Annotated in this window: 23 protein-coding genes and 1 riboswitch; of the genes, 8 read left to right on the plus strand and 15 right to left on the minus strand. The window is 69.8% G+C overall.

Annotated elements, in window-relative coordinates:
- Positions 1-6: 6 nt before the first annotated feature.
- From ACSMXV_RS13105 to ACSMXV_RS13125, 5 genes are all read right to left on the minus strand, one after another.
- A complete protein-coding gene (locus ACSMXV_RS13105; RefSeq protein ID WP_473177808.1) occupies positions 7-1,215 on the minus strand; it encodes a hypothetical protein in 1,209 nt (402 codons plus the stop codon).
- A gap of 62 nt (positions 1,216-1,277) precedes the next feature.
- The gene (locus tag ACSMXV_RS13110) at positions 1,278-2,321 is read right to left on the minus strand and encodes a C40 family peptidase (RefSeq protein WP_473177809.1); all 1,044 of its coding nucleotides are present in this window, start codon (positions 2,319-2,321) and stop codon (positions 1,278-1,280) included.
- A gap of 215 nt (positions 2,322-2,536) precedes the next feature.
- Positions 2,537-3,568: a C40 family peptidase gene (locus tag ACSMXV_RS13115; protein WP_181862314.1), complete on the minus strand. Its 1,032-nt coding sequence runs from the start codon at positions 3,566-3,568 to the stop codon at positions 2,537-2,539.
- 314 nt (positions 3,569-3,882) lie between these two features.
- Positions 3,883-5,232 carry an NYN domain-containing protein gene (locus ACSMXV_RS13120; protein ID WP_473177810.1) on the minus strand — a complete coding sequence of 450 codons (1,350 nt, stop codon included), beginning with the start codon at positions 5,230-5,232 and terminating at the stop codon, positions 3,883-3,885.
- A gap of 36 nt (positions 5,233-5,268) precedes the next feature.
- Entirely contained in the window at positions 5,269-5,508 is a 240-nt protein-coding gene (locus ACSMXV_RS13125; RefSeq protein WP_181659517.1) for a hypothetical protein, read from the minus strand.
- A 189-nt stretch (positions 5,509-5,697) separates the two neighbouring features.
- Between ACSMXV_RS13125 and ACSMXV_RS13130 the strand changes: the two genes are divergently transcribed.
- The 7 genes from ACSMXV_RS13130 to ACSMXV_RS13160 all read left to right on the plus strand — a co-directional run bounded on the left by ACSMXV_RS13130 (position 5,698) and on the right by ACSMXV_RS13160 (position 11,971).
- A complete protein-coding gene (locus ACSMXV_RS13130; RefSeq protein WP_473178918.1) occupies positions 5,698-6,456 on the plus strand; it encodes a rhomboid family intramembrane serine protease in 759 nt (252 codons plus the stop codon).
- The gene (locus tag ACSMXV_RS13135; protein ID WP_131565796.1) at positions 6,453-6,734 is read left to right on the plus strand and encodes an Lrp/AsnC family transcriptional regulator; all 282 of its coding nucleotides are present in this window, start codon (positions 6,453-6,455) and stop codon (positions 6,732-6,734) included. Before ACSMXV_RS13130 ends, ACSMXV_RS13135 begins: the two co-directional genes overlap by 4 nt.
- A gap of 105 nt (positions 6,735-6,839) precedes the next feature.
- Positions 6,840-7,124 carry a small secreted hydrophilic protein gene (locus ACSMXV_RS13140; protein WP_473177811.1) on the plus strand — a complete coding sequence of 95 codons (285 nt, stop codon included), beginning with the start codon at positions 6,840-6,842 and terminating at the stop codon, positions 7,122-7,124.
- Complete coding sequence (locus ACSMXV_RS13145; protein WP_473178919.1) at positions 7,066-8,547, plus strand: sensor histidine kinase; 1,482 nt, start codon at positions 7,066-7,068, stop codon at positions 8,545-8,547. The genes ACSMXV_RS13140 and ACSMXV_RS13145 overlap by 59 nt, the downstream gene beginning before the upstream one ends.
- Positions 8,548-8,584: 37 nt before the next feature.
- A complete protein-coding gene (locus tag ACSMXV_RS13150) occupies positions 8,585-9,247 on the plus strand; it encodes a response regulator transcription factor (RefSeq protein WP_181862317.1) in 663 nt (220 codons plus the stop codon).
- Positions 9,248-9,328: 81 nt separating this feature from the next.
- On the plus strand, positions 9,329-10,741 hold the full coding sequence (locus ACSMXV_RS13155; protein ID WP_473177812.1) for an SLC13 family permease: 1,413 nt from the start codon (positions 9,329-9,331) through the stop codon (positions 10,739-10,741).
- An 18-nt stretch (positions 10,742-10,759) separates the two neighbouring features.
- Positions 10,760-11,971 (plus strand): glycerate kinase family protein, encoded by a 1,212-nt coding sequence (locus tag ACSMXV_RS13160; protein ID WP_473177813.1) that lies wholly within the window; start codon positions 10,760-10,762, stop codon positions 11,969-11,971.
- On the opposite strand, the gene ACSMXV_RS13165 is transcribed toward ACSMXV_RS13160, so the two are convergent.
- The 6 genes from ACSMXV_RS13165 to ctaE form a co-directional block, all read right to left on the minus strand.
- Positions 11,926-13,305 carry an aminotransferase class V-fold PLP-dependent enzyme gene (locus tag ACSMXV_RS13165; RefSeq protein ID WP_473177814.1) on the minus strand — a complete coding sequence of 460 codons (1,380 nt, stop codon included), beginning with the start codon at positions 13,303-13,305 and terminating at the stop codon, positions 11,926-11,928. The two genes, ACSMXV_RS13160 and ACSMXV_RS13165, sit on opposite strands and share 46 nt — an antisense overlap.
- A 174-nt stretch (positions 13,306-13,479) precedes the next feature.
- Positions 13,480-13,596: riboswitch (SAM riboswitch) on the minus strand.
- A 487-nt stretch (positions 13,597-14,083) separates the two neighbouring features.
- Entirely contained in the window at positions 14,084-15,145 is a 1,062-nt protein-coding gene (trpD, locus tag ACSMXV_RS13170) for an anthranilate phosphoribosyltransferase (protein WP_473177815.1), read from the minus strand.
- Between the two features lie 230 nt (positions 15,146-15,375).
- Positions 15,376-17,007, minus strand: coding sequence for a cytochrome bc1 complex cytochrome b subunit (gene qcrB, locus ACSMXV_RS13175; RefSeq protein WP_473177816.1), 1,632 nt, complete (start codon positions 17,005-17,007; stop codon positions 15,376-15,378).
- On the minus strand, positions 17,004-18,059 hold the full coding sequence (qcrA, locus tag ACSMXV_RS13180; RefSeq protein ID WP_473177817.1) for a cytochrome bc1 complex Rieske iron-sulfur subunit: 1,056 nt from the start codon (positions 18,057-18,059) through the stop codon (positions 17,004-17,006). Before qcrA ends, qcrB begins: the two co-directional genes overlap by 4 nt.
- On the minus strand, positions 18,056-18,865 hold the full coding sequence (gene qcrC / locus ACSMXV_RS13185) for a cytochrome bc1 complex diheme cytochrome c subunit (protein WP_473177818.1): 810 nt from the start codon (positions 18,863-18,865) through the stop codon (positions 18,056-18,058). Before qcrC ends, qcrA begins: the two co-directional genes overlap by 4 nt.
- 69 nt (positions 18,866-18,934) lie before the next feature.
- Positions 18,935-19,555, minus strand: a complete 621-nt coding sequence (ctaE, locus tag ACSMXV_RS13190; RefSeq protein ID WP_181659505.1) for an aa3-type cytochrome oxidase subunit III — start codon at positions 19,553-19,555, stop codon at positions 18,935-18,937.
- Positions 19,556-19,759: 204 nt separating this feature from the next.
- Here ctaE and ACSMXV_RS13195 point away from each other — a divergent pair, with 204 nt between their 5' ends.
- A complete protein-coding gene (locus ACSMXV_RS13195) occupies positions 19,760-20,161 on the plus strand; it encodes a hypothetical protein (RefSeq protein ID WP_473177819.1) in 402 nt (133 codons plus the stop codon).
- Positions 20,162-20,209: 48 nt separating this feature from the next.
- Here ACSMXV_RS13195 and ACSMXV_RS13200 read toward each other — a convergent pair whose 3' ends face one another.
- The 4 genes from ACSMXV_RS13200 to ctaC form a co-directional block, all read right to left on the minus strand.
- A complete protein-coding gene (locus tag ACSMXV_RS13200) occupies positions 20,210-21,466 on the minus strand; it encodes a L,D-transpeptidase (protein WP_473177820.1) in 1,257 nt (418 codons plus the stop codon).
- A gap of 129 nt (positions 21,467-21,595) precedes the next feature.
- Positions 21,596-21,994 carry a cytochrome c oxidase subunit 4 gene (locus ACSMXV_RS13205; RefSeq protein WP_473177821.1) on the minus strand — a complete coding sequence of 133 codons (399 nt, stop codon included), beginning with the start codon at positions 21,992-21,994 and terminating at the stop codon, positions 21,596-21,598.
- Positions 21,991-23,724: an aa3-type cytochrome oxidase subunit I gene (ctaD, locus tag ACSMXV_RS13210; protein WP_473177822.1), complete on the minus strand. Its 1,734-nt coding sequence runs from the start codon at positions 23,722-23,724 to the stop codon at positions 21,991-21,993. Before ctaD ends, ACSMXV_RS13205 begins: the two co-directional genes overlap by 4 nt.
- Positions 23,721-24,680, minus strand: coding sequence for an aa3-type cytochrome oxidase subunit II (ctaC, locus tag ACSMXV_RS13215; RefSeq protein ID WP_473177823.1), 960 nt, complete (start codon positions 24,678-24,680; stop codon positions 23,721-23,723). Before ctaC ends, ctaD begins: the two co-directional genes overlap by 4 nt.
- Positions 24,681-24,738 lie beyond the last annotated feature (58 nt).

Here is a 24,738-nt window from a genome sequence, read left to right on the forward strand (position 1 = left end):
AACACGTCACGTGCCCAGCTCGTCCCGCAGATAGTCCCGCCACCGCTCGGTGAACCCGGCGGGCGTGGTGTCGAGTACGTCCCGCAGGGCCGCCTCGACCGCGTCCTGCCGGTCCTTGTGCGCGCCCACCGCGCGGTAGAAGTCGTTCAGCCGCTCCTCGCCCCAGTCGCGGGCGATCATCCGGCAGGCCAGCCACCCGCCCTCGTACGCCTCCGCGAGGCGCGCCGCGTCGCCCCCGAAGCCGAAGTCCTCGTCGTCCGGCAGCGCGGCAGGCAGCCGCCCCGCGCGCACCGCGCGGGCCAGCTCGGGCGCGGCCTCATCGGCCGTACGTCCCGTGCCGCGGTAGCCGACCCAGTCGGCGTAGCCCTCGGAGAGCCACAGCGGGGTCGCAGCCGATGTGTGCGCACGGGTGGCCACGTGGGTCGTCTCATGGGTGAGGACGACCTGGCGGCCGAAGGCGCCGAGCACGCGGTACGCCTCGGGATTGATCACGATGCGGTCCGCCGGCGCCTTCGCCGAGGCTCCGGCCTCGCCCGTGGTCACAGCCGCCATCCCGCGGTATCCGGACGCGGGCGCCCCGAGCAGCGCCGCCATGCCGTTCAGCGACTTCGGCACCAGGACGACGACGCGCCCCGCCCATTCGCCGCCCCAGGCGTCCCGCACGGCGGGCACCGCACGGTCGGCGAGGTCCGCGTACCGCCGCAGTTCCTCCCCGGCCTGCCCCACGCCGAGGACGAGGCTGTGCGCGCCGCGTGCGACCCGCACAGGGCCCTGCTCCCACAGCTGCTCGGCGGTGTCCTTGGCAGGGCGCTCCGAGGTGACGTACCAGCTGCCGTCACGGCGCTCCAGCCGGAGGGCGCGGGCCGCGTCCACCGTGCCGTGGTCGTAGCCGTCCAGCCGGTAGCGAAGATCGACATCGGCCGTGGCGCGCGGGCCGGAGCGGTCGAGGCGGGTCAGCCGGTACTCCCAGGCGGCCAGCGGGACGTCCTCGAGGTTCTCGAACTCCGCGCGTCCCACGCCGCCCTGGCCGGTGGCCAGATACGCCTTCTCGTCCCGGTGCAGCACCGCGTCCGCGCGCCGGTCGAGGAGACGCTGCACCTCGGTCGCCGCCGTGTCGCGCGCCACGGGCCCGCCGCATCCGACGAGCCCGCAGAGCAGGCCGAGCAGCGCGCACCACAGCACCACTACCCGGGAACCACGCCGTCGACCAGCCACCTTTCCGATCGTACGGGCGGCATGGCAGGGATCGGACCCGCGTGACGCCGGACGGCAGCGGTTCAGACCCGCGTCACCGACGAGACCGGCATCATCCCCACGGGGTCGTAGCGCACGGGGGCGCCGGGGTAGGGCGCGTGGATGACCTGGCCGTTGCCCACGTACATCGCGATGTGGCTCGCGTCCGAGCGGTACGCCACGAGGTCGCCGGGCCGCGCCTCGGCGAGCGAGACCTGGCGGCCCGCGTACCGCTGGGCCTGCGACGTGCGCGGCAGCCCCACGCCCGCCTGCGCGTACGACCACTGCATGAGGCCCGAGCAGTCGAAGCCCGAGGGCCCGTTGGCGCCCCACACATAGGGCAGTCCGATTGCCGAGCGGGCGGCGGCGACGGCGGCCGCGGCCCGCGCCGACGACGGCAGGGCGGAGCCGGACAGATCCAGAAGCGGGGTCCGACCGGTGTCGCGCGAGACCCTGTCGTAGGCCTCCCGCTCCGCGGCCGGCAGCGCGTTGAGCAGCCGCCGGGCCTCGGCGAGCTTGTGCTCGACGCTGCGCTTGTGGCGGGCCACCTCCTTGCGGCTGTGCTCCAGCTGCGCGAGCCGGTCGGCGGCCTCCGTGCGCTCCTGGGCGAGGGCGCGCTGGGCTTCCTGGACGTCCTTGAGCCGGTCGGCCTGCCGGGCGCTCACGCGGTCGAGGGTCGCCGCCTTGTCGAGATAGCCGTCCGGGTCGGCGGAGAGCACCAGGGCCAGCGCGGGATCGATGCCGCCCGACCGGTACTGCGCCCCGGCGAGCGCGCCCAGCGCGCCGCGCATGGTGTTGAGGCGCTCCTGCCCGCGGGCGATCCGGTCCTGGGCCGTCTTCACCTGGGCGCGCAGGCTCTCGGCCCGCTCGTCCGCGGTGTTGTACGCCTCGGTGGCCTTCTCCGCCTGCTCGTACAGCCGGTCCACCTCGGCGCCGACGTCCTGCGGGGTCTCCCGCGGCGCGGCGCCGGCCGGTGCGGCGGCGAGGGCCGCCGCCGCGGTGGCGGCTGCGGTGGACAGGACGGTGACGGTGGCGCCGCGCCCGCTCCGGTCGAGGCCGGAGTGTGCGCGGCGGCGATGGGACCCCACGGGTGACCGCTCTCCCTTCCGCTGACGGACCCCCGGTACCCGGGGGAAACGAGGGCAGACAGTAGCCGGGCGACCACGCGGGGTCCAAAGGGCCGGGGCGAGTCGAACAACGCGACGCCCCGCCGGAGACGCAGGTCACCGACGGGGCGCGGGGTAAGCGGGAGGTGCCGGAATTCCCCCGATCGGGGGCGTTCCCGGACTGCTCGTACGACGACTCAGATACGGACGCCGAACTGGAACGGCATGTTGTTGATCGACTCGTAGCGGACGACCGTGCCGGTCCGGGGCGCGTGCAGGATCTGGCCGTTGCCCGCGTAGAAGCCGACGTGGTGCAGGTCGCCGTAGAAGAGGACCAGGTCGCCGACCTTGAGGTCGCTCTGCGAGTAGATCCGCGTGCCGGCGCTGGCCTGCGCCTGCGAGGTGCGCGGTATGGAGACGCCGGCCTGGGCGAAGGCCCAGGAGGTGAGGCCGGAGCAGTCGAAGGAGCTGGGGCCGCTGGCGCCGTAGACGTACGGCGAGCCGAGCTTGCTCTGGGCGGCGGAGTAGGCCGCGGCGGCACGGCCGGAGGCCGCCTGCCCGCCGCCGAGGGCGGTGCGGGCGCTGGCGCGGCTGGCGCGCTCCTCCTCGGCGGCCAGGGCCGCCTTCTCCGCTGCGGTCAGGGTGTTGAGGACCTTCTGCGCCTCTGCCAGCTTGGCCTGGACCTTCTCCTTGTTCTCGCGGAGCTCCTTGCGGGTGGCCGCGAGGTCGGCGAGCTTGTCGGAGGCCTCCTGGCGCTGCTGGGCGAGCGAGCGCTGCTTCTCCTGGATCTTCTTCAGCGCATCGACCTGCTGGCTGCTCAACTGGTCGAGCGTGGACGCCTTGTCGAGGTAGTCGTCCGGGTCGGAGGAGAGGAAGAGCTGGACGGAGGGGTCGATACCGCCCGAGCGGTACTGGGCGCTGGCCAGCGAACCGAGGCCGTCCCGCAGGTCGTTGAGCTCGTCCTGGCCGCGTGCGACCTTGTCCTGCAGATTGTCGATCTGCTTGTCGAGCTTCTGCTGCTTCTCCTTGGCGCCGTTGTACTTCTCGGTCGCGTGCTCTGCCTCTTCGTAGAGCTTGTCGACCTTGGCCTTGACCTCGTCCTTGCTGGGCTTGGCGCTCGGGGCCGCGTTGGCGGCCTGCGAGGTCAGCGCCACGGCTGCGGCGGCGGTTGCGGTGAGCACGGTCACGCGGGTGCGGCTCGGCTGCTTGGGTCGACGGTGGGACGCCACGAAGGCGAGCTCCTCTTCCTCCAGCCGCCTACCGAACGAGGTGGGCGGTGCCCCTCCACCGTCGCTCCCAATGAGCGATCACCCGAGTGGAGGTTCGACGCCAGACCCTAGTGACCCAACTGTGATCAGTTCAAATCATCCTCATAAAAATCTCCGTCACACAGCGCATTCTTTGCCGCGAACTCACGTGCAGTGATGTGGGTCTGACACTACGTTGCGTGAAGATTTCGCGAATTCGGGCATTGCGCCCAGAAGTTACTGATGGGGCCTATGCGACCTACGTCGCTTATGAGAACAGGACTCGCTTATTCCGCTTACCCGCGCGAAAAGCGCTTCAGGAGCACCGCCGAGGCGACCGGCCGCGCCCCCACCTTCGCGACGCCGTCGGCCACTTCGCGGTCGGTCGAGACGACCACCACGGGCCGGCCCGGCGGCTCGGCGCGCACCAGCTGGCGGATCAGCTCGTCGGCTGTCACACCGGGCTTGGAGAACAGCACCCGGACCCCGCGCGGCGGCGCGAGCAGCACGGGCGCGGCGAGCTCTGCCCCGTCGAAGACACACGTGACCTCGGCACCGGTCTGCGCGGCGAGCAGGGAGAGCTGGCCGAGCAGCCTCAACCGCTGCTTCTCGAGCGGCATCTGCGGATAGCCGGTCTTGGTGACGTTGTAGCCGTCCACGACGAGATGCACCTGGGGCAGCGCGAGGAGCTGGTCGAGGACGGCCGGGTCGCTGTCCGACAGCGCGCGGGCCGCGATGTCCTTGGGGGTCATCCGGCCGGGCTCCACCGCATCCACGGTCTCGGCCGGGCGCCCGGAGACGGGCGGCAGCGCCAGTTCGCGGCGCAGCCCCTGTGCAGCGTCGAGGACGGTGTCGAGCAGCAGCCGTACGCGCATGTCCTCGACGCTGCGGCCCTCGCGCGCCGCCCGGCGGCTCGCCTCCAGCGCCGCCTCGGTCTCACCGAGTCGCGCCTTGAGCCGCCGCGCCTCGCTCTCCGCCGCGGACAACTGCGCCTGACTCTCGGCCCGTACGGCATCCGTCTCGGCCCGTGCCTTGCGCAGTGCGGCCTCGCCGCGCTTGACGTCGCTGAGGGCCGCGCGCAGCTTGCGCTGCAGCGAATCGGCCTCCTTCTTGGCCGACTCCAGCTCCGTGCGCAGCCGTTCCGTGTCGATCCTGGTCTGGTCGCGGGCCGCGGCGAGCTCCTCGCGCAGCCGCTCCAGCTCGGCTCTGGTCTCCTCGTCGGCGCGCTCGGCGTTCGCCCGCTGGGCCTCCTCGCCCGCGGCGGTCACCAGCTTCACCCAGCCCGCGGGGCGGAGCACATAGGCCGCGGCCGCGACGTCCAGCGGGTCCGCGGCCGGGGGCGGTGCGCCCGAGTCGAGGGCGCCCGCGAGTTCGGGCTGGGCCTCGCGCAGCCGTTCCGCGATGCGCTGGCGGAAGATGGGGTCCGCCTCCACGGCCGCCGCCATCGCGTTGCCGGCGAACTTGGCGCGGCGGCTCGGCGTGAAGCGCGCGTACTGTCGGAGCTGCGCGGGCAGTTCGGTCAGGGTCAGTCCGCCGAAGCCGTCCGAGACGATCTGGACGACCCGGCGCCGCACTCCGTCGGGCAGCGGGCGGTCGAGCACCTCAGCGGTGCCGTCGGCCGGCTCCCCGCCTGTGGTCTCCACCATCCGTCACCCCAATTGGTTGTGCGAAAGCCCGCTCCGTCAGGAGCCGGCGCCCGGCCTGTCGACGAGTTCCACCTGGTCCACCGCGTTGCACCAGCGGCAGCGCACCGACTCGATGGTCTCACTCACGGTCTGGCGCTCCTCGACGGTGGGCTCCCCGGCCAGATCGAGATGCACGTACTCGACGACCTTCGACGAACGGGTCACGTCGAAACGCGTGAGATTGCCGCAGAGCGTGCAGCGCCAGCGGGTCTGGGCCGTCGGCAGGGGAACCGTCATCGTGCTGTCGCTTCCTTCGAGTTTCCCGGATGCACCTGTTTCCCGGATGCACCTGTATCCATGGTGCGTCCGTTTACCTGGTGCGGATGGCACGTAACCCTACGGCCTGCCGGGTACCCCGTGCTCGGGCCCCGGTCGCGGCGAGGCGGTCCGCACGGGTTGCTCCCGTTACGTCATGCTCTGACCGTGATGGGAAAACGGCGTGGTGGCCTGGGTGCGGCGGCACGACGGGCGATGCGGGGCCGGACGGCCCCCGTGACATACGGCGTGATGGCCCTGTGCTGTCTGATCTTCGTCACCGGGCCGGCCGCCGCCATGAACCCCGTGTACGGCAGCGGCGACGAGCTGATCGCCGCCCAGGCGGCGTACTTCGAGCGCTGGGGCGTGGTGCCCGCGGAGCTGTTCAGCGGGGCGCCGCGGGCCGTCCTCACTCCCGCCACGGCGCTCTTCGTGCACGGCAGCTGGCTGCATCTACTGGGGAACATGCTCTTCCTGTACGTCTTCGGCGTGATGGCCGAGGAGCGCATGGGCCCTATCGAGTTCACGCTGTTCTACGTCGGCTGCGGCTATCTCGCCCTGGTGGGATATGCCACCGCGCACGCGGGGTCGCAGCAGACGCTGGTGGGCGCTTCCGGGGCGATCTCCGCGGTCCTCGGCGCCTTCCTCTTCCTCTTCCCAGGGGCCCGCGTCACCAGCCTCTTCCCGTTCCTGTTCTTCCTGCCGCTGCGCTTCCCGGCCTGGGTGGTCCTGCCCTTCTGGGTCGCACTGCAGTGGATGGCGGTCAGCCGCCCGAGCCAGGGCCCGGGCGTCGCGTATCTGGCCCACCTGGTGGGCTTCTCGCTGGGCTTTCTCTATGCGTGGGCGCGGTACGGGCGGCGGGAGGGAACGTATGGCAGGGCTAGAGTGAAACCCCAGCCCGCGGCCACTGAGGGAGACAGCAAACCGTGATCACCGCGATCGTGCTCATCAAGACCAGCGTGGACCGGATCCCGGAGATCGCCGAATCCATCGCCGCGCTGGACAGCGTCAGCGAGGTCTTCTCGGTGACCGGCACCTACGACCTGATCGCCATGGTCCGGGTCAAGGCCCACGACGACCTGGCCGACGTGATCCCCGGCCGCATCAGCAAGATCCCGGGCGTGGAGGCCACGGACACGCATGTCGCGTTCCGTACGTACTCGCAGCACGACCTGGAGGCGGCGTTCGCGATCGGTCTCGATTCGTAACCGTGCCGCCGCGCGGGGTGGTGCGGTGGCCCGGTGACTCGCAGATGAAGAGCTCTTCATCTCCGGCTCATCCCCGCGGCGTCTCGGGGCGTGCAGGATCGCCCCATGGTCTTCTCCCACCGCATGGCCGCCCTGGCCGCCGTCGTGGCGATACCGCTGGGCATCGCCGCGACCAGCTACGCCCTGACCGACAGCCCGGACGAGCCCCCGGTGCCGCCCAAGGTGGTACTGGACAGCGGCTCGCCCTCGGCCACGCCCACCAGCCCGGAGCCGACACCGAGCGACGAGGTCGTGTCCCGGCCTCCGGTCAGCGACAACCCCACGGGTGACGATGACGACGACGGCGGCACGGGAGAGGGAGACGACGACGGACCCGGCGACGACGGCTGAGGCCGCGCGCGGGCGGATATCCGCCCGGGTCCGCATCCTGCTCTGGCTGCTGCTCGTGATGGCGGTGGCGTTGGCCGCGGTCGCCGCGACCACCCGTTCGATCCTGCTGCGCGACGTCGACCACCGGGTGAACCGGCTGCTCGCCCAGGAGACCGGCGAGTTCGCGCACTTCGAGGACCGTGGCGTCGACCCCGAGACCGGTCGCCCGTTCACCGATCCCGCGCGGCTGCTGCGGGTCTTCCTGGAGCGGCAGTACGCCGATCCGGACGAGGAGCTGATCGGCCTGGTGGGCCGGCCGGGCGCGACACCCGCGCAGCTCACCCAGCCGCGCGAGATCGACGTGAAGCGGCCCCTGCACGAGGACTCCGACGCCCGGCGCCGCATCTTCGAGTCGCCGCGGTCCACCGGCACCCTGCACCGCGCATCGGGCGAGATCCGCTGGGCCAAGGTCACCGTGGCCCGGCACGACGGTGAGGCGGAGGCGGCGTTCGTGGTCGCCTTCCATCCGGGGCGCGAACAGGCGGGCGCGGACGAGGTGTTCCGCATCCTGCTCGCCATCTCCGGGGTGGCCCTGCTGATGACGACGGGTATCGGCTGGGTCGTCGCGGGACGGATCCTCAAGCCGGTACGGCTGGTGCGCACCGCGGCCGCGCAGCTCACCGAGCAGGACCTGACCCGGCGCATCCCGGTCCGCGGCCGCGACGACGTCGCCGCGCTCGCCGAGACGTTCAACGCGATGCTCGACCGGCTGGAGCGCGCCTTCGCCGCCCAGCGCGAGTTCGTCGACGACGCCGGCCATGAGCTGCGTACACCCATCACCATCGTGCGCGGCCATCTGGAGCTCATGGGAGACGACCCGGCCGAGCGCGATGAGACCCTTCGCCTTGTCACCGACGAACTGGACCGGATGAGCCGGATCGTCGAGGACCTGCTGCTGCTCGCGAAGGCCGAGCGCCCGGACTTCGTCAGGCCCGAGCCGGTACAGCTCGCCGAGCTCACCGCGGACGTCTTCGTCAAGGCGCGCACTCTGGGCGACCGCCGCTGGGAGCTGGCCGAGACGGCCGACCGGGAGGTGCGGCTGGATCCGCAGCGCATCACGCAGGCGATGGTGCAGCTCGCGCAGAACGCCGTGCAGCACACCACGCCCGGGCAGCCGATACGCATCGGCTCCCGCAGCACGGGCCGGGGAGTCGAGCTCTACGTCGCGGACTCGGGGCCCGGCGTGGACCCCGAGGACACCGAGGTGATCTTCGAACGGTTCCGCCGCGGCACGGCCCGACGCGGCGCCCGCGCCACCGGGGCGGGGCTGGGCCTCGCCATCGTCAAGGCGATCGCCGAGGGTCACCGGGGACGGGTACGGCTGCACGGCACGGAGGGCGGCGGCGCGACGTTCGTGCTCGTACTGGAGGAGGAACGCCCATGAACGGGCACGGGACGTTGACCACGAAGAGGGACGAGACGTGAACCGGATACTCATCGTCGAGGACGAGGAGCGCATCGCCTCCTTCGTGGAGAAGGGGCTGCGCGCCAACGGCTTCACCACGACGGTCGTCGCAGACGGCGACACCGCCTACGAGTACGCGGTGACGGGCGGCTTCGACCTGGTGGTGCTGGACATCGGGCTGCCGGGCCGGGACGGCTTCACGGTCCTGCGCGAACTCCGCGAGGCACGGGTGACGGTGCCGGTGCTCGTGCTGACCGCCCGTGACTCCGTACGGGACACCGTGGCGGGCCTGGAGGGCGGCGCCGACGACTGGATGACCAAGCCGTTCCGCTTCGAGGAACTGCTGGCGCGGGTGCGGCTGCGGCTGCGTACCGCGGCCAGGGCGCCGGAGGTGACGGTGCTGCGCAGCGGCACCCTGTCGCTGGACCTGCGCACCCGCCGGGCACGGGCCGGGGAGCGGACGGTGGACCTGACGGCTCGTGAGTTCGTGCTCCTGGAGCTTTTCCTGCGCCACCCTGGGCAGGTGCTCTCGCGCGAGCAGATCCTGTCGCACGTGTGGGGATACGACTTCGACCCGGGCTCCAACATCGTGGATGTGTATGTGCGGGCGCTGCGCAAGAAACTGGGGGCGCAGCAGGTGGAGACGGTACGCGGGATGGGGTACCGGCTGGCGGTCTGACCGCCGATCTGACGCGTGTCATGAAATTCCCTTCATGTACGGCTCATCGAGGACTCACCCCATACGTGAACGCTCGATGGCGTGACCCTGAACCTGCGGAACACCGCGACACTGTGCGTCGCGCTGTCCCTCTGCGCACTGCTGCTGGTGCCCGGCAACTTCCCCGGGCTCAGCGGTGACGCCCGTCTGACGCTCGCCGTCTTCGCCCTCGCGACCTGCGCCTGGATCGGCACGACGGTCGACGACACGTACATCGCGCTGGGCGCGGGACTGGCACTCACCGCCACCGGCGTGATCAGCAGCGAGACGCTCTTCGGGACCCTCGGCGACGCGACGGTGTGGCTGCTGATCTGCGCCTTCGTGCTCGCCTCGGCCGTGGCGCGCAGTGGACTCGCGGGACGCGCGGCGGCCTTTCTCGTCGGAGGTGCCCGCAGCGTACGGCAGTTGGTGCATCTGACCACCGCGGCGCTGGTCGTCACCGCCTTCGCGGTGCCTGCGACTTCGGGCCGGGCCGCGCTCGCGCTGCCCGTCTTCCTCGCCCTCGCCAAGGCGCTGGGCGACCGCAAACGCCTGGTCGTGATGCTGGCGTTGCTGTTCCCGACGGTGATCCTGCTGTCCGCGGTCGCGACGCTGATCGGTGCGGGAGCGCATCTGATCACCGTGTCGGTGCTGTGGGAGGCGACAGGGGAGCGGATCGGCTTCACGCAGTGGCTGCTGCTCGGACTGCCGTTGGCGGTCGCCTCATCCCATCTGGCGGCGGAAGCCGTGCTGTTGACGACGACCCGGCGCGCCGACCGTCGCGTCCCTGTCCGAATCACCGCCGAACAGATCCAGGAGCACAGCGACGACCCGGTCACCGGTCCCTGGGCGCCCGCGGAGACGCGCTGTCTCGTGCTGCTCGGCACGGTCGTCGCCCTGTGGTGCAGCGAGCCGCTGCACCAGGTGCCGCCCGCTGTCGTGGCCCTGATCGGAGCGGTCGTCGCGGCCTCTCCGGCGCTCGGCACCGTACGCCTGAAGGACGCCCTGAAGACCGTGCCCTGGTCGCTGCTGCTCTTCATGGCGGCGACGATGGCGATGGGCGTGGCGCTCGCTGATTCGGGGGCGGCGAAATGGCTGGTGGCCGGGGTTCCCCTCGATGTGTCGCCCTGGCTCTTCCTGGCGGTTGTCGTAGCCGTCAGCACCGCGGCGCATCTGGTCCTGCAGTCCCGCTCGGCGCGCTCGTCCGTACTGGTACCGCTGGTCGTCGCCGCAGCGGCCGCAGCCGGAGTCAACCCGGTCGCGGCCGCCCTGGCCTCCACCGCGGCAGCAGGCTTCTGCCACACGCTCCCGGCGTCGGCGAAACCGGTGGCGCTGTTCGCCGACATACCCGGTACGCCCACGTACACCCCGCGCGACCTGCTGCGCCTGTCCGCAGTGCTGGCCCCGCTCACCGCCGCGCTCGTCCTGCTCTTCGCCCTGGCCGTCTGGCCGCTGCTCGGCGTCCCCGTCCGCTGACCACCCCAAGGAGCCCCCATGCTGACCCGTATCGCCGTCGCGCCCAGCGGCTTCAAGGAGTCCCTGTCCGCGCGTGACGCCGCCGAGGCCATCGCGGCGGGCGTACGCCGTGTCGTCCCCGGCGCCGAGGTCGATCTCATCCCGCTGGTGGACGGCGGCGAGGGCACGGCCGCCGCACTCGCCGCGGCCCGTGCCGGCCGGCTTGTCGCACTGCCCGCGACGGGCCCGGTCGGTGAGCCGGTCGGCACGCACTTCGCGCTCCTCGACGCACACACAGCCGTCGTGGAGATGGCGGCGGTCGCGGGCCTGTCCCTCGTCCCGCGCGGCCTGCGCGACCCGGGCACCACCACGACCTACGGGGTCGGCGAGCTGATCCGCGCCGCGCTGGACGCGGGAGCACGCCGGGTCCTCGTCGGCTGCGGCGATTCGGGTACGTCCGACGGGGGCGCGGGAGCCCTCCAGGCGCTGGGCGCCCGGCTGCTGGACGCGAACGGCTGGGAACTGCCCCCGGGAGGACGTGCGTTGTCCCGTCTCCACCGCATCGACCCGTCGCGCCTGGACCCGCGCCTGCACGACGCCGAACTGCTGGTCGCCTGTAACCCGTTCAACGTGCTGTGCGGCGAGCGCGGCGTCGCCCGCGTCTTCGGCCCGCAGAAGGGCGCGACGCCCGCGCAGGTGGAGGAGCTCTCAGCCGCGCTGGAGCGCTGGGCGGACGTCCTCACCCGCGACCTCGACGTGCGCACGGACCTCTACCGCGGCCCCGGCACGGGCGCGTCCGGCGGCCTGGGCGCCGGTCTCGCAGCGGTCGGCGCCCGCCTCCTCCCCCGCTTCGACGTCCTCCTCGACCACCTCGACCTGGACGCCCGGCTGGCCCGCGCCGACCTCGTCATCACGGCCGAGGGGGCGCTGGACCACCAGACCCCACGCGGCAAGGTCCCCGCCGAAGTGGCACGGCGGGCCAAGCGGTTCGGGCGCCCGGTCCTCGTCCTGGCCGGCACGATCGGTGAGGGGGCGCACCGGGTGCGGGCCTCGGGCGTGGACGCGTACAGCGCGATCCTGCCCGCGCCGGTCTCCCTGCACGAGGCGCTCGGCCGCGGCGGCGAGTTCCTCACCGACGCGACGGAGCGCGCCCTGCGCATGATCCTTCTGGGCGCCCGGCTGCCGTACCGCCCGGACCCTCTGCCTCAGGCGGAGGTGTCAGGGACGCAGCGCCCGTCCTCGGTGCGGTAGTTCCACTTGGCGCCGTCCCGGACGAGCTCCTTCACCGCCCGTACGAATCGCTCGACGTGCTCGTCCGGCGTGCCCGCGCCGAAGCTCACGCGGATGGCGTTGAGCGACTTCTCGCCGGGCGCGGCCTCGGGGGCACCGCATTCGCCCTGCGTCTGCGGCTCGGTGCCGAGCAGGGTGCGCACGAGCGGGTGGGCGCAGAACAGCCCGTCGCGTACGCCGATGCCGTACTCCGCGGACAGCGCGGCCGCGAAGTGGGAGCTGTTCCACCCGTCGACGACGAACGAAAGAACACCCACACGCGGCGCATCGTCGCCGAACAGCGAGAGAACCCGCACCTCGGGCACCTCGGCCAGGCCCGCCCGCACGGCCGAGACCAGCTGCTGCTCCCGCGCGACGAGGGTGTCGAATCCGGCCTCGGTGAGCGCCTTGCACGCCGACGCGATCGCATAGGCGCCGATCACATTGGGAGAACCGGCCTCGTGACGCGCGGCGGTGGTGTGCCACTCCACGTCCACACCCCCGTCCGCGCGCCGCGCGACCTTGCGGCTGGCGCCGCCGCCCGCGAGGTACGGCTCGGCGTCCTGCAGCCAGTCGCCGCGCCCGGCGAGCACGCCCGATCCGAACGGTGCGTACAGCTTGTGACCGGAGAAGGCGACCCAGTCGACGTCCAACTCCCGTACGGACACGGGGTGGTGCGGGGCGAGCTGGGCGGCGTCCAGCACGATCCGCGCGCCGTGAGAGTGCGCGGCGGCGGCCAGCTCCCGTACGGGCCACAGCTCACCGGTCACATTGGACGCCCCGGTGACGCAGACCAGCGCCGGCCCGTAGGGGTCCCGGTCGGCAAGGGCCCGCTCCAGCGCCCGCACGGCTTCTTCCGGCGTACGGGGGGCGTCGAGATACGTCACCCGCGCCTCGCGCCACGGCAGCAGGGACGCGTGGTGCTCGGTCTCGAAGACGAACACCTCGCACCCTGCAGGCAAGGCGGCGGCCAGCAGATTGAGCGAATCGGTGGTCGACCGGGTGAAGACCACCTGGTCGCCATCACGGCAGCCGAGGAACTCGGCGACGGCGTGACGCGCGTTCTCGAAGAGCTCCGTGGACAGCTGCGACAGATACCCGGCGCCGCGGTGCACGCTGCCGTAGTACGGCGCGTACGCGGCCACGTCGTCCCAGACCCGCTGCAGCGCCGGAGCGCTCGCGGCGTAGTCGAGGGCGGCGTACGTGACCTCGCCGCCGGTGACGAGCGGGACGAGGACATCGCGCCCCAGAACGGGCAGGGCCCCGGAAATGTCACGGCAAACGGACTGGTCGGCGGCAGCGGTGGAGACAGGCATGGCGAACTCCCGTGAGAGATAAGCGAAATGACTGCGCGAGCAGGCATGACAGCTCAAGCGCAGAAAAGGGTGAAAGATGAAAAGGGGTGTGCGAGAAGGGGCTTGACGCCCTATCGCATTCGCTTGCTCACGAGACAGCTCCTCGAGGACCAGGACCCCAGGAACCGAACAAGGGGTCCGCGCTTGCCGCAGACCTCGCTGCCTGCGGCCTGGTCTTCACCCGGGGCACCCCGCCACGGACGGAGGGTTGCCGGACAGCGGGCCGGGGCCTGTTCGCTGTCACTCATGACCTGTTGAGAACTATGCCAGATGATCGCGCCGGTGCAACCACTGTCCGCATCGCGGACGCGGTTGCACCGCCGTACGGCACCCGATGCTGCGCACAGGTCCGACGCGAGGGCACCCGCCGTCGTGGGTTGTGCCCACCCGTTCCGCCCTGCGGAACGCCTGCCCACAACTGGAGCGGCGCGCCTGTCCACCCATCCCCGCCGCAAGGGCGGAACCGGCCGCCGGCCGAGCGCCGCATACGTGCGGAAGGGGACGTGGCGGGGTGTGCGCCCGCAGCGGCTGGCGCAAACCTACGGTGCCGTCCAACGACGTACGGCTCGGCGCCAGACCGAGGACGTACACCCCGGCGCGGCCCCGACCCACCCACCGTCAGGTGGCGAACCACCCACGGGCGGAAAGCCGCCACGCACGCCCAGCCTCCACCGGCAGTTGGCGAACCATCCGGCCGGCCGCAGGCCAGGGGGTACCCAACCCCCGCCCGCCCCAACGGCTAGTTGCTCGCAGCCACCCACCGCTCCAGCACCCGCCGAGCCGCCCCCGAGTCGATCGACTCCGCGGCCCTCTCCATCCCGGCACCGATCTGCTCGGCCAGCGATCCCTCGCCCGGCGAGAGGGCCACCAGGGCCGCCGCCGAGTTGAGCAGCACGGCGTCCCGTACGGGCCCGGTCTCGCCGGCCAGCAGCCGACGGGCCACGTCCGCGTTGTAGGACGCGTCAGCGCCCCGCAGCGCCTCCACCGGTACCAGCTCGATCCCGACGTCCCGTGGATCGAAGCTCTCCTCGCGCACCGCCCCGTCCCGCACGATCCACACCCGCGAGGTGGAGGTCGTCGTCAGCTCGTCGAGCCCGTCGTCTCCGCGGAACACCAGCGCGGACGAGCCCCGCTCGGCCAGTACCCCGGCCATGAGCCCCGCCATCCGGGTGTCGAAGCAGCCGATCGCGGAGGCGGTGACCCGGGCGGGGTTGGTGAGGGGGCCGAGGATGTTGAACGAGGTCGCGATCCCCAGATCCCGCCGGACCGCACCGACGAACCGCATCGCGGGGTGGAACTTGGCCGCGAAGCAGAAGGTGATCCCGGCCTCCTCCACCACCTGCGCCACACGCTCGGGTGACAGGTCCAGGTTGATGCCGAGCTTCTCCAGAACGTCGGACGACCCGCTGGCCGAGGACGCCGCCCGGTTGCCGTGCTTGACGACCTTCGCCCCGGCCCCCGCGATCACGATGGACGACATCGTCGAGATGTTGACCGTCCTGGCGCGGTCGCCGCCCGTACCGACGATGTCGACGGCCGGCCCGGGAATGTCGAGCGGCTGCGCGTGCGCGTACATCGCCTCGACGAGACCGGTGATCTCCTCGACGGTCTCTCCCTTGGCCCGCAGCGCCACCATGAAGCCCGCGATCTGGGCGTCCGAGGCCTCGCCGCTCATGATGCGGTCCATCGCCCACGCCGTGTCACCGGCGCTCAGGTCCTGCCCGCCGAGCAGGGCACTCAGTACCTCGGGCCAGGAACGGCCCGCCGCGGTGTCGCCTCCTGCGGGGGTCACAGCGCTCATATGCCGCTCCTGGGTTCTTTCCCGGACGCGGACGGCGCTCGTACACGGAGATCCCGGCGGAGATACCGCACAGGCCCCGTACGAGGCCCCGCCCCGGGTCTCGTATACGGATGGGACCCACCCTATCCAGGCCCGGGCACGGCAAAGAGCCCCGTCCAAGCAATGGACGGGGCTCTTCCCCAGCTGACGCTGACCCCAGCCGTGGCGACCTTCAGGCCAGGGCTCGGTGATCAGTGGTGGCCGTGGCCGCTCGTGATCTCCTTGAACTCATCGGCGGTGGGCTTGGGGATCTGGTGGCCCTCGCCGTAGTAGTTCTTCGAGAGCTTGGCGCGCAGCTTCTCCGAGGCCGGGATCTTGCGCTCCACGCCGTGCTCGTCGACCTTCGGGCCGATCTCGACCGGCTCGTACTGCTCGTGCGCCGTGAGCGTGTGCAGCTGCTCCTGGCTGAGCGGCTCGTGGATCTCGATGAACTCACCGTGCGGCAGGCGCTTGATGATGCCGGACTCGCGTCCGTGCAGCACCTTGTCCCGGTCGCGGCGCTGCAGGCCGAGGCAGATCCGCTTGGTGACGATGAACGCGATGACCGGTGCGACGAAGAACGCGATCCGGACGAACCAGGTGACGGCATTGATCGACAGGTGGAAGTGCGTGGCGAACAGGTCGTTGCCACCACCGATCAGCATGACCACGTACCAGGTGATCCACGCGACACCGACGCCCGTACGGGTCGGGGCGTTGCGCGGGCGGTCCAGGATGTGGTGCTCGCGCTTGTCGCCGGTGACCCAGGACTCGATGAACGGGTAGACCGCGATCGCGACCAGAACCAGCGGGAAGATCATCAGCGGCACGAAGACGCCCAGGACGAGCGTGTGGCCCCAGAGATCGATCTCCCAACCCGGCATGGCGCGGATCAGGCCCTCGGAGAAGCCCATGTACCAGTCGGGCTGTGCGCCGGTGGACACCTGGTCCGGCCGGTACGGACCCATGGCCCAGATCGGGTTGATCTGCACCAGCGCCGCGATGACCGCGATGACACCGAAGACCAGGAAGAAGAAGCCTCCGGCCTTGGCCATGTAGACCGGCAGCAGCGGCATGCCGACGACGTTGTTGTTCGTCCGTCCGGGGCCCGCGAACTGCGTGTGCTTGTGGTAGAAGACCAGGATCAGGTGGGCCACCACCAGGCCGAGCATGATGCCCGGCAGCAGCAGCACGTGGACCGCGAAGAACCGGGCCACGAAGTCGCCGCCGGGGAACTCGCCGCCGAACAGGAAGAACGACAGGTACGTGCCGACGATCGGCACGGACAGGACCGCGCCCTCCATGAAGCGGACACCGGTGCCGGAGAGCAGGTCGTCCGGCAGCGAGTAACCGGTGAAGCCGGTGAACATGCCGAGGACGAACAGCAGGAAGCCGAACACCCAGTTGATCTCACGCGGCTTGCGGAACGCGCCCGTGAAGAAGACGCGCATCATGTGCACGAACATGCCCGCGAGGAAGACCAGCGCCGCCCAGTGGTGGATCTGCCGGATGAGCAGACCGCCGCGGACGTCGAAGCTGATGTGCATCGTCGAGTTGAAGGCCTCGGACATCAGCTGGCCCTGCAGCGGGACGTAACTGCCGGTGTACTCCACCTCGTTCATCGACGGGTGGAAGAACAGCGTCAGGTACACACCCGTGAGGATGATGATGATGAAGCTGTAGAGGCAGATCTCGCCCAGCATGAAGGACGGGTGGTCCGGGAAGATCTTGCGCATGTTGGCCTTGGCCAGGGAGTAGATCCCCAGCCGGCCGTCGGCCCAGTCGGCTACCCGCTCGCCGGCCGGTGCCTTGCCCCGTGCGTCTTTGGTCGTCGTAGTACTCATCCGCGCTCCCAGAAGGCAGGGCCGACGGGCTCTTCGAAGTCGTCGCGCGCCTCGAGGTAGCCCTCGTCATTCACACCGATCCGCAGCTGCGGCAACGCGTGACCGGCCGGGCCGAAGATCACCTTGCCGCCGTCGGCGAGGTCGAAGGTGGACTGGTGGCACGGGCAGAGGACGTGGTGCGTCTGCTGCTCGTACAGGGAGATCGGGCAGCCCACGTGGGTGCAGATCTTCGAGTACGCCAGGATTCCCTCGTGCGACCACTCCAGGGTCTGCTTGTCCTTGATGTTGTCCGGCTGGATACGGACGAGCATCAGGGCCGCTTTGGCGATCTCCCTCTGGAAATCGTGGTCGTGCTCCTCCAGACCCTCCGGCTGCGCGAAGGTCAGCGAACCGACGGCGATGTCCGAGGGACGCATCGGCTCGTGGGTGTTCTGGTTGATCAGGAGCTTGCCCGACTTCCACAGGGTGTGGCGGAGCTTGTCCTCGGGCAGCGGACCGAGGTCGCGCAGCAGGACGAGGCCGGAGAGCGGCACCAGGGTGAGCGCGCCGAACATGGTGTTGCGGATCAGCTTGCGCCGACCGATCGCGGACTCCTTGGCACCCTGCTTGAAGTCGGCCAGGACCTTCGCCTTGACCTCGGGCGTTGCCTCGATCGGGTGACGCTCGTCGACGAGCTCCTCGTCGGACATCAGCGTGCGGGCCCAGTGGACCGCGCCGGCGCCGATGGCGAACAGGGCGACGCCGAGCGTCAGGCCCAGCGCGAAGTTGAGCGCGCTGATGTGCCCGATCGGCCAGACGAAGATGTTCTGGTCGATCGGGATGGCCACGTACGAGGCGATGAAGCCGATGGTGGCCACCATGGACAGCGTGAACAGGAGGGCGACCGTGCGCTCGGAGCGCCTGGCGGCCCGCTCGTCGATGTCCTGGATGCGGTGCTCGTGAGGCGGCAGCCCCGGGTCCGCGAACGGGTTCTCCTCGTCCGCGAGCGCTACGGCACCGTGCTCGTCCTGCGCGGTAGGCAGGTTCTCTTCGGGAATGTCTTGGCTACTCATGACTTCTTGGCCTTTGCGGTCCGAGCGGCGACCCAGATGGCGACGGCGACCAGGGCGCCGAGACCGAAGATCCAGCCGAACAGGCCCTCCGTGACCGGCCCGAGGCCGCCCAGGTTGAGGCCGCCCGGCTCCACGGTCTCACCGCTGTTGACCGCGTCGAGGTACGCGACGATGTCCTTCTTGTTCTCCTCCGACATCGTCGTGTCGGGGAAGGACGGCATGTTCTGCGGGCCGGTCAGCATGGCCTGGTAGATGTGCTTGGGGTCCACGTCATCCAGGGCCGGGGCGTACTTTCCGTGCGTCAGCGCGCCACCCTTGCCGGTGAAGTTGTGGCACTGGGCGCAGTTGGTACGGAAAAGCTCACCGCCCCTGGCGATGTTCGCGCCCTCGGGGCTGTACTGCTCCTCGGTGGGGACGGCAGGACCGGCACCCAGGGATGCGATGTACGCCGCGAGCTGGTCGATCTCGGCCTGCGTGTAGATGTTCTTCTTCTTCGGCACCTGGGCGCCGGGCTGCTGGGCCGGCATACGGCCGGTGCCGACCTGGAAGTCGACCGCCGCGGCACCGACACCCACCAGGCTCGGGCCGTCGGAGGTGCCCTGACCGCCCGTCCCGTGGCAGCTGGCGCAGCCCACCGAGTAGAGCTTCTTGCCCTCGTCGATGGCGAGGGACTGGGAGGTTTCTTCGGCCTGTGCCTTGTCCGCGGGCGCGAACACGGCGTACAGCCCCCCGGTGCATGCCAGCGCGAGGAGTAGGACGACGACCGCCGCCAGCGGATGGCGTCGTCGTGCGGAGAGCTTTTTCACGGATTACCCCGGTGTCAGGATCTTCTGCGTCGATGCTTCTGGGATGGATCGGTCTCGAGGACGATCCGATTACTTGATCATGTAGATCGTGGCGAAGAGGCCGATCCAGACGACATCGACGAAGTGCCAGTAGTAGGACACGACGATGGCTGCGGTCGCCTGCTCGTGGGTGAACCTCCGGGCCATGTACGTCCTGGCCAGGACCAGCAGGAAGGCGATGAGGCCACCCGTCACGTGCAGGCCGTGGAAGCCGGTCGTCAGGTAGAACACCGAGCCGTACGGGTCGGACGAGAGCGAGAGGCCCTCGTGCTTGACCAGCTCCGTGTACTCGAAGACCTGACCGCCGATGAAGATCGCACCCATGATGAAGGTCACGATGAACCACATCCGGAGCTTCTTCACGTCACCGCGCTCGGCTGCGAACACGCCGAGCTGGCAGGTGAGGGAGGAGAGCACCAGGATCGTGGTGTTCGTCGCCGAGAACGGGAAGTTCAGGGCGTCCGCCTTCTCATGCCAGAAGTCCGGACCGGTCACCGATCGCAGGGTGAAGTACATCGCGAAGAGGGCCGCGAAGAACATCAGCTCGGAACTCAGCCAGATGATGGTTCCGACGCTGGTGAGGTTCGGCCGATTGACCGACGGGTGCGCGTGCCCGGTTTCTACTGTCGTTGCTGTCGCCACGACCGACATTATGTCGGTCGCTTATCCCGCCCTCACTACGGGGGGTGCCGTTCGGAGTGTCCCCCGCGTGTGTGCAGCCCATACGGCCCATTGGAGGGCCCCTGGCAACAGGTGTTGACGGGCGGTTGCAACAGGTGTTGACGGGCGGTGCGAGGGAGTAGCATCCGGCGCAACGGCATCCGAAGAGTTCCCGACCAAAGACGCGGAGGAACAATGCAGCCGACGGCCACGGTGCTGGTCTACAGCAACGACGCGAGCACCCGCGAACAGGTCCGGTTGGCGACCGGCCGCAGGCCGGCCGCAGACGTTCCCGCCGTCGAGTTCGTCGAGTGCGCGACGCTTCCCGCTGTCCTGAAGGAGCTGGACCGGGGCGGAGTGGATGTGTGCGTGCTGGACGGCGAGGCAAAGCCGGCGGGCGGCATGGGCGTGTGCCGCCAGATCAAGGACGAGGTCTTCCGGTGCCCGCCGGTGCTGCTGCTCATGGGGCGGCCGCAGGACGCCTGGCTGGCCACCTGGAGCCGTGCGGACGCCGCGGTGACGCTGCCGGTGGATCCGGTGGAGTTCGCTGAGGCGCTGGCCGGTCTCCTACGCAGCAAGCGGTCTGTGGGGGCCTGAGGGCCCCGTAGGTAGTGACTGACCGCGGGCGTCAGGCGCCCGCGGTTGTCATACGCCCGGGCGCAGCCGCGCCATTTCCGCCGGACCGGGGCCGTCGGGGGTCCCGCCGAGCACGGCGCTTCCGGCGCGCCAGTCCTTCCAGCTGAGGTTCCAGTCGCCGAAGCCGTTGCCGAACGGATCCATCTCGCTGCCGTTGCTGTTGACGACCTTGACGATGTCGCCCTGGTTGAACGTCCGGAAGAACCAGGAGGCGTTGGAGGTGCTCATGCCGACGCATCCGTGGCTGACGTTGGCGGATCCCTGGGAGCCCACGGACCAGGGCGCGGCGTGCACGTACTCGCCGCTCCAGGTGACCCGCGTCGCGTAGTAGACCGGCAGGTCGTACGACTCCGAGCTGCCCGCGGCGATGCCCACTGTGCTGCTCTGCATCCGGACGTAGTAAGCCTTTTCGAGCACCACCTTGACGCCGTTGCGGGTCTCGAAGCCCGGTTTGCCGGTGGTGATCGGGATGGTGTTGATCACTTTGCCGTTGCGGTAGACCGTCATGGTGTGGGTCCGGGCGTCCGTCACGGCCTCCAGGCGGTCGCCGATGGTCAGACTCAGCGGCGCCGATGCCGCGCCCCAGAGGCGGTCGCCGACCTTGATGCCCTCCAGGGTGCTGCGTACGTCGATGGTGGTGCCCGGCGCCCAGTACTCCTTGGGCCGGTAGTGCAGCGTCTTGTCGTCGACCCAGTGCCAGGCGCCCTCCGCCGAGGGGCGTGCGTCGACCTTGAGGGCGCGCTCCACGACGGCCCTGGCGGCCTTGTCCTGCACGGGGGCGCTGAGCTCGGCGGTGACCGGCTGGCCCACGCCGTAGGTTCCCGCCTCGGGCCCGAAGGTGACCTGCACCCGCTTCTTCTGGTCGGCCGGGCCCGTGTCGAAGGTGAGGACCTTGCGGCCCGGTGCGCCCTCGCCGTTCTCGGTGCTCACCCGAACCGTGTAGCGGGTGCCTGCGGCGAGGGGGGTGGTGCTGTGCCACCGCGTGCCGTCGGCGGACAGTTCGCCCGGGACATAGCGTCCTGACGCGTCCGTGGCGGTGACGTCGGTGATGCGTCCCGACCCGCCCTGGGTGGTGATCTCCAGGGGCTTGTCGGGGTCCGCCTTCTCGTTCCCCGAGGGTCCGTTGAAGACGATCTGGTCCGCTGCGTCGAACGGCTGTGCAGAGAGCGGGTTGCCGTCGAAGCTGCACGAGACGGAGGTGGCGCCGAACGCGACCACCAGCACAGTGCAGCTTATGACCGAGCGGATTCGCGATGTGTGGCTCATGGACCCACGCTAGAAAGCTTCGTCATCCGGAGCGCGTCATGTAACCCGTACGGGTGTGTCCGTTGCTGCATACGAGGGAGCCCGGACACTCCTGACGGTGTGTCCGGGCCCCTCGGTGTTGTGATCGTGTTATTGGTTCTGGTTCTCGCCGCGGTAGTACTCGAAGACCCAGCCCCACAGGCCGATCAGGATGATCGGCAGGGAGAAGTACAGCAGCCACCAGCCGAAGATGACGCCCAGGAAGGCGAACGAGCCGCCGATGCCGAGGGCGAGCGGCTGCCAGCTGTGCGGGCTGAAGAAGCCGACCTCACCGGCGTCGTCCGCGACGTCGGCCTCCTTGTTGTCCTGAGCACCCGCGTCGACCCGCCGGGCCGTGAAGGCCAGGTAGTAGCCGATCATGATGGACAGGCCGAAGGCCAGGAAGAGCGCCGTGGTACCGGCCGGCTCCTTCGACCACACGCCATAGACGATCGCCATGACGAGGATGAAGACGCTCAGCCAGATGAACATCTTGCCCTGGATCTTCACTTGCCGGTCTCCTTCTCGACAGAGATGGCGCTGGCACCGTGACCGGCGTGACCGAGCGGTTCGAGAGCAGTGATCTCCGGGTGGTGCAGGTCGAACGCCGGCGATTCGGAACGGATCCGGGGCAGCGTGAGGAAGTTGTGCCGCGGCGGCGGGCAGGACGTCGCCCACTCCAGCGAGCGGCCGTAGCCCCACGGGTCGTCCACGCCGACCGGCTTGCCGTACTTGGCCGTCTTCCAGACGTTGTAGAAGAACGGCAGGATCGACAGACCCAGCACGAACGAGCTGATCGTCGAGATCGTGTTCAGCGCGGTGAAACCGTCGGCCGCGAGGTAGTCCGCGTAACGACGTGGCATGCCCTCGGCACCCAGCCAGTGCTGCACCAGGAACGTGCCGTGGAAGCCGATGAACAGCGTCCAGAAGGTGATCTTGCCGAGCCGCTCGTCCAGCATCTTGCCGGTGAACTTCGGCCACCAGAAGTGGAAGCCGGCGAACATCGCGAACACCACGGTGCCGAACACCACGTAGTGGAAGTGCGCCACCACGAAGTACGAGTCCGAGACGTGGAAGTCCAGCGGCGGCGAGGCCAGGATGACACCCGTCAGACCACCGAAGAGGAAGGTGATCAGGAAGCCGATCGACCAGAGCATCGGTGTCTCGAAGGACAGCGAGCCCTTCCACATCGTGCCGATCCAGTTGAAGAACTTCACACCCGTCGGCACCGCGATCAGGAACGTCATGAAGGCGAAGAACGGAAGCAGCACACCGCCCGTGACGTACATGTGGTGCGCCCACACCGTCACCGACAGACCCGCGATCGAGATCGTCGCCGCGATCAGACCGATGTAACCGAAGATCGGCTTACGCGAGAAGACCGGGATGACCTCGGAGATGATGCCGAAGAACGGCAGGGCGATGATGTACACCTCTGGATGGCCGAAGAACCAGAAGAGGTGCTGCCACAGCAGTGCGCCGCCGTTGGCCGCGTCGAAGATGTGCGCTCCGAACTTGCGGTCCACCTCCAGCGCGAACAGCGCCGCCGCGAGGACCGGGAAGGCCAGCAGCACCAGCACACCGGTGAGCAGCACGTTCCAGGTGAAGATCGGCATGCGGAACATGGTCATGCCCGGCGCGCGCATGCAGATGATCGTGGTGATGAAGTTGACCGAGCCGAGGATCGTGCCGAAGCCGGAGAAGGCCAGACCCATGATCCACATGTCGGCGCCCACGCCCGGCGAGCGGACCGCGTCGGACAGCGGCGAGTAGGCGAACCAGCCGAAGTCGGCCGCACCCTGCGGGGTGAGGAAGCCGGCCACCGCGATCAGCGAGCCGAACAGGTACAGCCAGTAGGCGAACATGTTCAGCCGCGGGAACGCCACGTCGGGCGCGCCGATCTGCAGCGGCATGATCCAGTTCGCGAATCCGGCGAACAGCGGCGTCGCGAACATCAGCAGCATGATCGTGCCGTGCATCGTGAAGCCCTGGTTGAACTGCTCGTTCGACATGATCTGCGTGCCTGGGCGGGCCAGCTCGGCGCGCATGAGCAGCGCCAGCAGACCGCCGATGCAGAAGAACGCGAACGACGTGACCAGATACAGCGTGCCGATCGTCTTGTGGTCGGTGGTCGTCAGCCACTTCACCACGACGTTGCCGGGCTGCTTCTTGCGTACCGGCAGCTCGTTCGCGTACGACTCGGCTGCTGCGGCACCCTGGGGTTCGTTGAGGATGCTCACGTGGTCTTCACCTCGCGGTTCTTTTCGTGCGTCGTCTGCTCGATGCCGGCCGGGATGTAACCCGTCTGGCCCTTCTCCGCGAGTTCCTCGAGGTGCTGCTGGTAGCGCTCGGGAGAGACGACCTTCACGTTGAAGAGCATCCGGGAGTGGTCGACGCCGCAGAGCTCGGCGCACTTGCCCAGGAAGGTGCCCTCCTGGCTGGGGGTCACCTCGAAGGTGTTGGTGTGGCCCGGGATGACGTCCTGCTTCATGAGGAACGGCACCACCCAGAAGGAGTGGATGACGTCACGCGAGGTGAGGACGAAGCGGACCTTCTCGCCCTTGGGGAGCCACAGGGTGGGGCCCGGGTTCTTCGTCTGCGGGTTCTCGTCGCCCGGGATGCCGACGTCGTAGACACCGCCGGCGTTGGCCGGGAAGTCGTCCTTGAACTTCTGCGGAATCGCGTCCAGGTTCTCGTCGGTCGCTGCGTTGCCCGTCGAACCCGGCACGTTCTCGACGTAGTTGAAGCCCCAGCTCCACTGGAAGCCCACCACGTTGATGGTGTGAGCGGGCTTGTCGGAGAGCGCGAGGAGCTTCGACTCGTCGCGTGCGGTGAAGTAGAACAGCACCGAGACGATGATGATCGGGACCACGGTGTAGAGCGCCTCGAGGGGCATGTTGTACCGGGTCTGCGGGGGAACTTCGACCTTGGTGCGGCTGCGCCGGTGGAAGAAAGCACTCCACAGGATCAGACCCCAGACCAGCACGCCCGTGGCGAGCGCGGCCGCCCACGAGCCCTGCCAGAGGGAGAGGATCCGCGGAGCCTCTTCCGTGACCGGGGTGGGCATACCCAGGCGGGGGAAGTCCTTGTATGTGCAACCGGTGGCGGTCGCCAGGACCAGGCCCGCAGTCAGTGCCTGCAGCAGCTTCCGCCGCATCGGGCGCCGCGGCGAGCGGTCGGAGCCGTTGGGACTCACGTAGCGCCTTCCCGAGAGTCTCGCCCGCGCTGTTGGCTGCGGCCTTCTCGCTGGTCGG

The organism is Streptomyces sp. DSM 42067, assembly GCF_055792885.1.

Bases quoted from the DNA above. Each gene is read 5' to 3' on its own strand.
- ACSMXV_RS13120 (WP_473177810.1), bottom strand. From the start codon at position 5,232: ATGGTGGAGACCACAGGCGGGGAGCCGGCCGACGGCACCGCTGAGGTG.
- ACSMXV_RS13200 (WP_473177820.1), bottom strand. From the start codon at position 21,466: ATGAGCCACACATCGCGAATCCGCTCGGTCATAAGCTGCACTGTGCTG.
- ctaE (WP_181659505.1), bottom strand. From the start codon at position 19,555: ATGTCGGTCGTGGCGACAGCAACGACAGTAGAAACCGGGCACGCGCAC.
- ACSMXV_RS13145 (WP_473178919.1), top strand. From the start codon at position 7,066: ATGACGACGACGGCGGCACGGGAGAGGGAGACGACGACGGACCCGGCG.
- ACSMXV_RS13165 (WP_473177814.1), bottom strand. From the start codon at position 13,305: ATGCCTGTCTCCACCGCTGCCGCCGACCAGTCCGTTTGCCGTGACATT.
- ACSMXV_RS13130 (WP_473178918.1), top strand. From the start codon at position 5,698: ATGGGAAAACGGCGTGGTGGCCTGGGTGCGGCGGCACGACGGGCGATG.
- qcrB (WP_473177816.1), bottom strand. From the start codon at position 17,007: ATGAGTACTACGACGACCAAAGACGCACGGGGCAAGGCACCGGCCGGC.
- qcrA (WP_473177817.1), bottom strand. From the start codon at position 18,059: ATGAGTAGCCAAGACATTCCCGAAGAGAACCTGCCTACCGCGCAGGAC.
- ACSMXV_RS13140 (WP_473177811.1), top strand. From the start codon at position 6,840: ATGGTCTTCTCCCACCGCATGGCCGCCCTGGCCGCCGTCGTGGCGATA.
- ACSMXV_RS13195 (WP_473177819.1), top strand. From the start codon at position 19,760: ATGCAGCCGACGGCCACGGTGCTGGTCTACAGCAACGACGCGAGCACC.
- ACSMXV_RS13160 (WP_473177813.1), top strand. From the start codon at position 10,760: ATGCTGACCCGTATCGCCGTCGCGCCCAGCGGCTTCAAGGAGTCCCTG.
- ACSMXV_RS13125 (WP_181659517.1), bottom strand. From the start codon at position 5,508: ATGACGGTTCCCCTGCCGACGGCCCAGACCCGCTGGCGCTGCACGCTC.
- trpD (WP_473177815.1), bottom strand. From the start codon at position 15,145: ATGAGCGCTGTGACCCCCGCAGGAGGCGACACCGCGGCGGGCCGTTCC.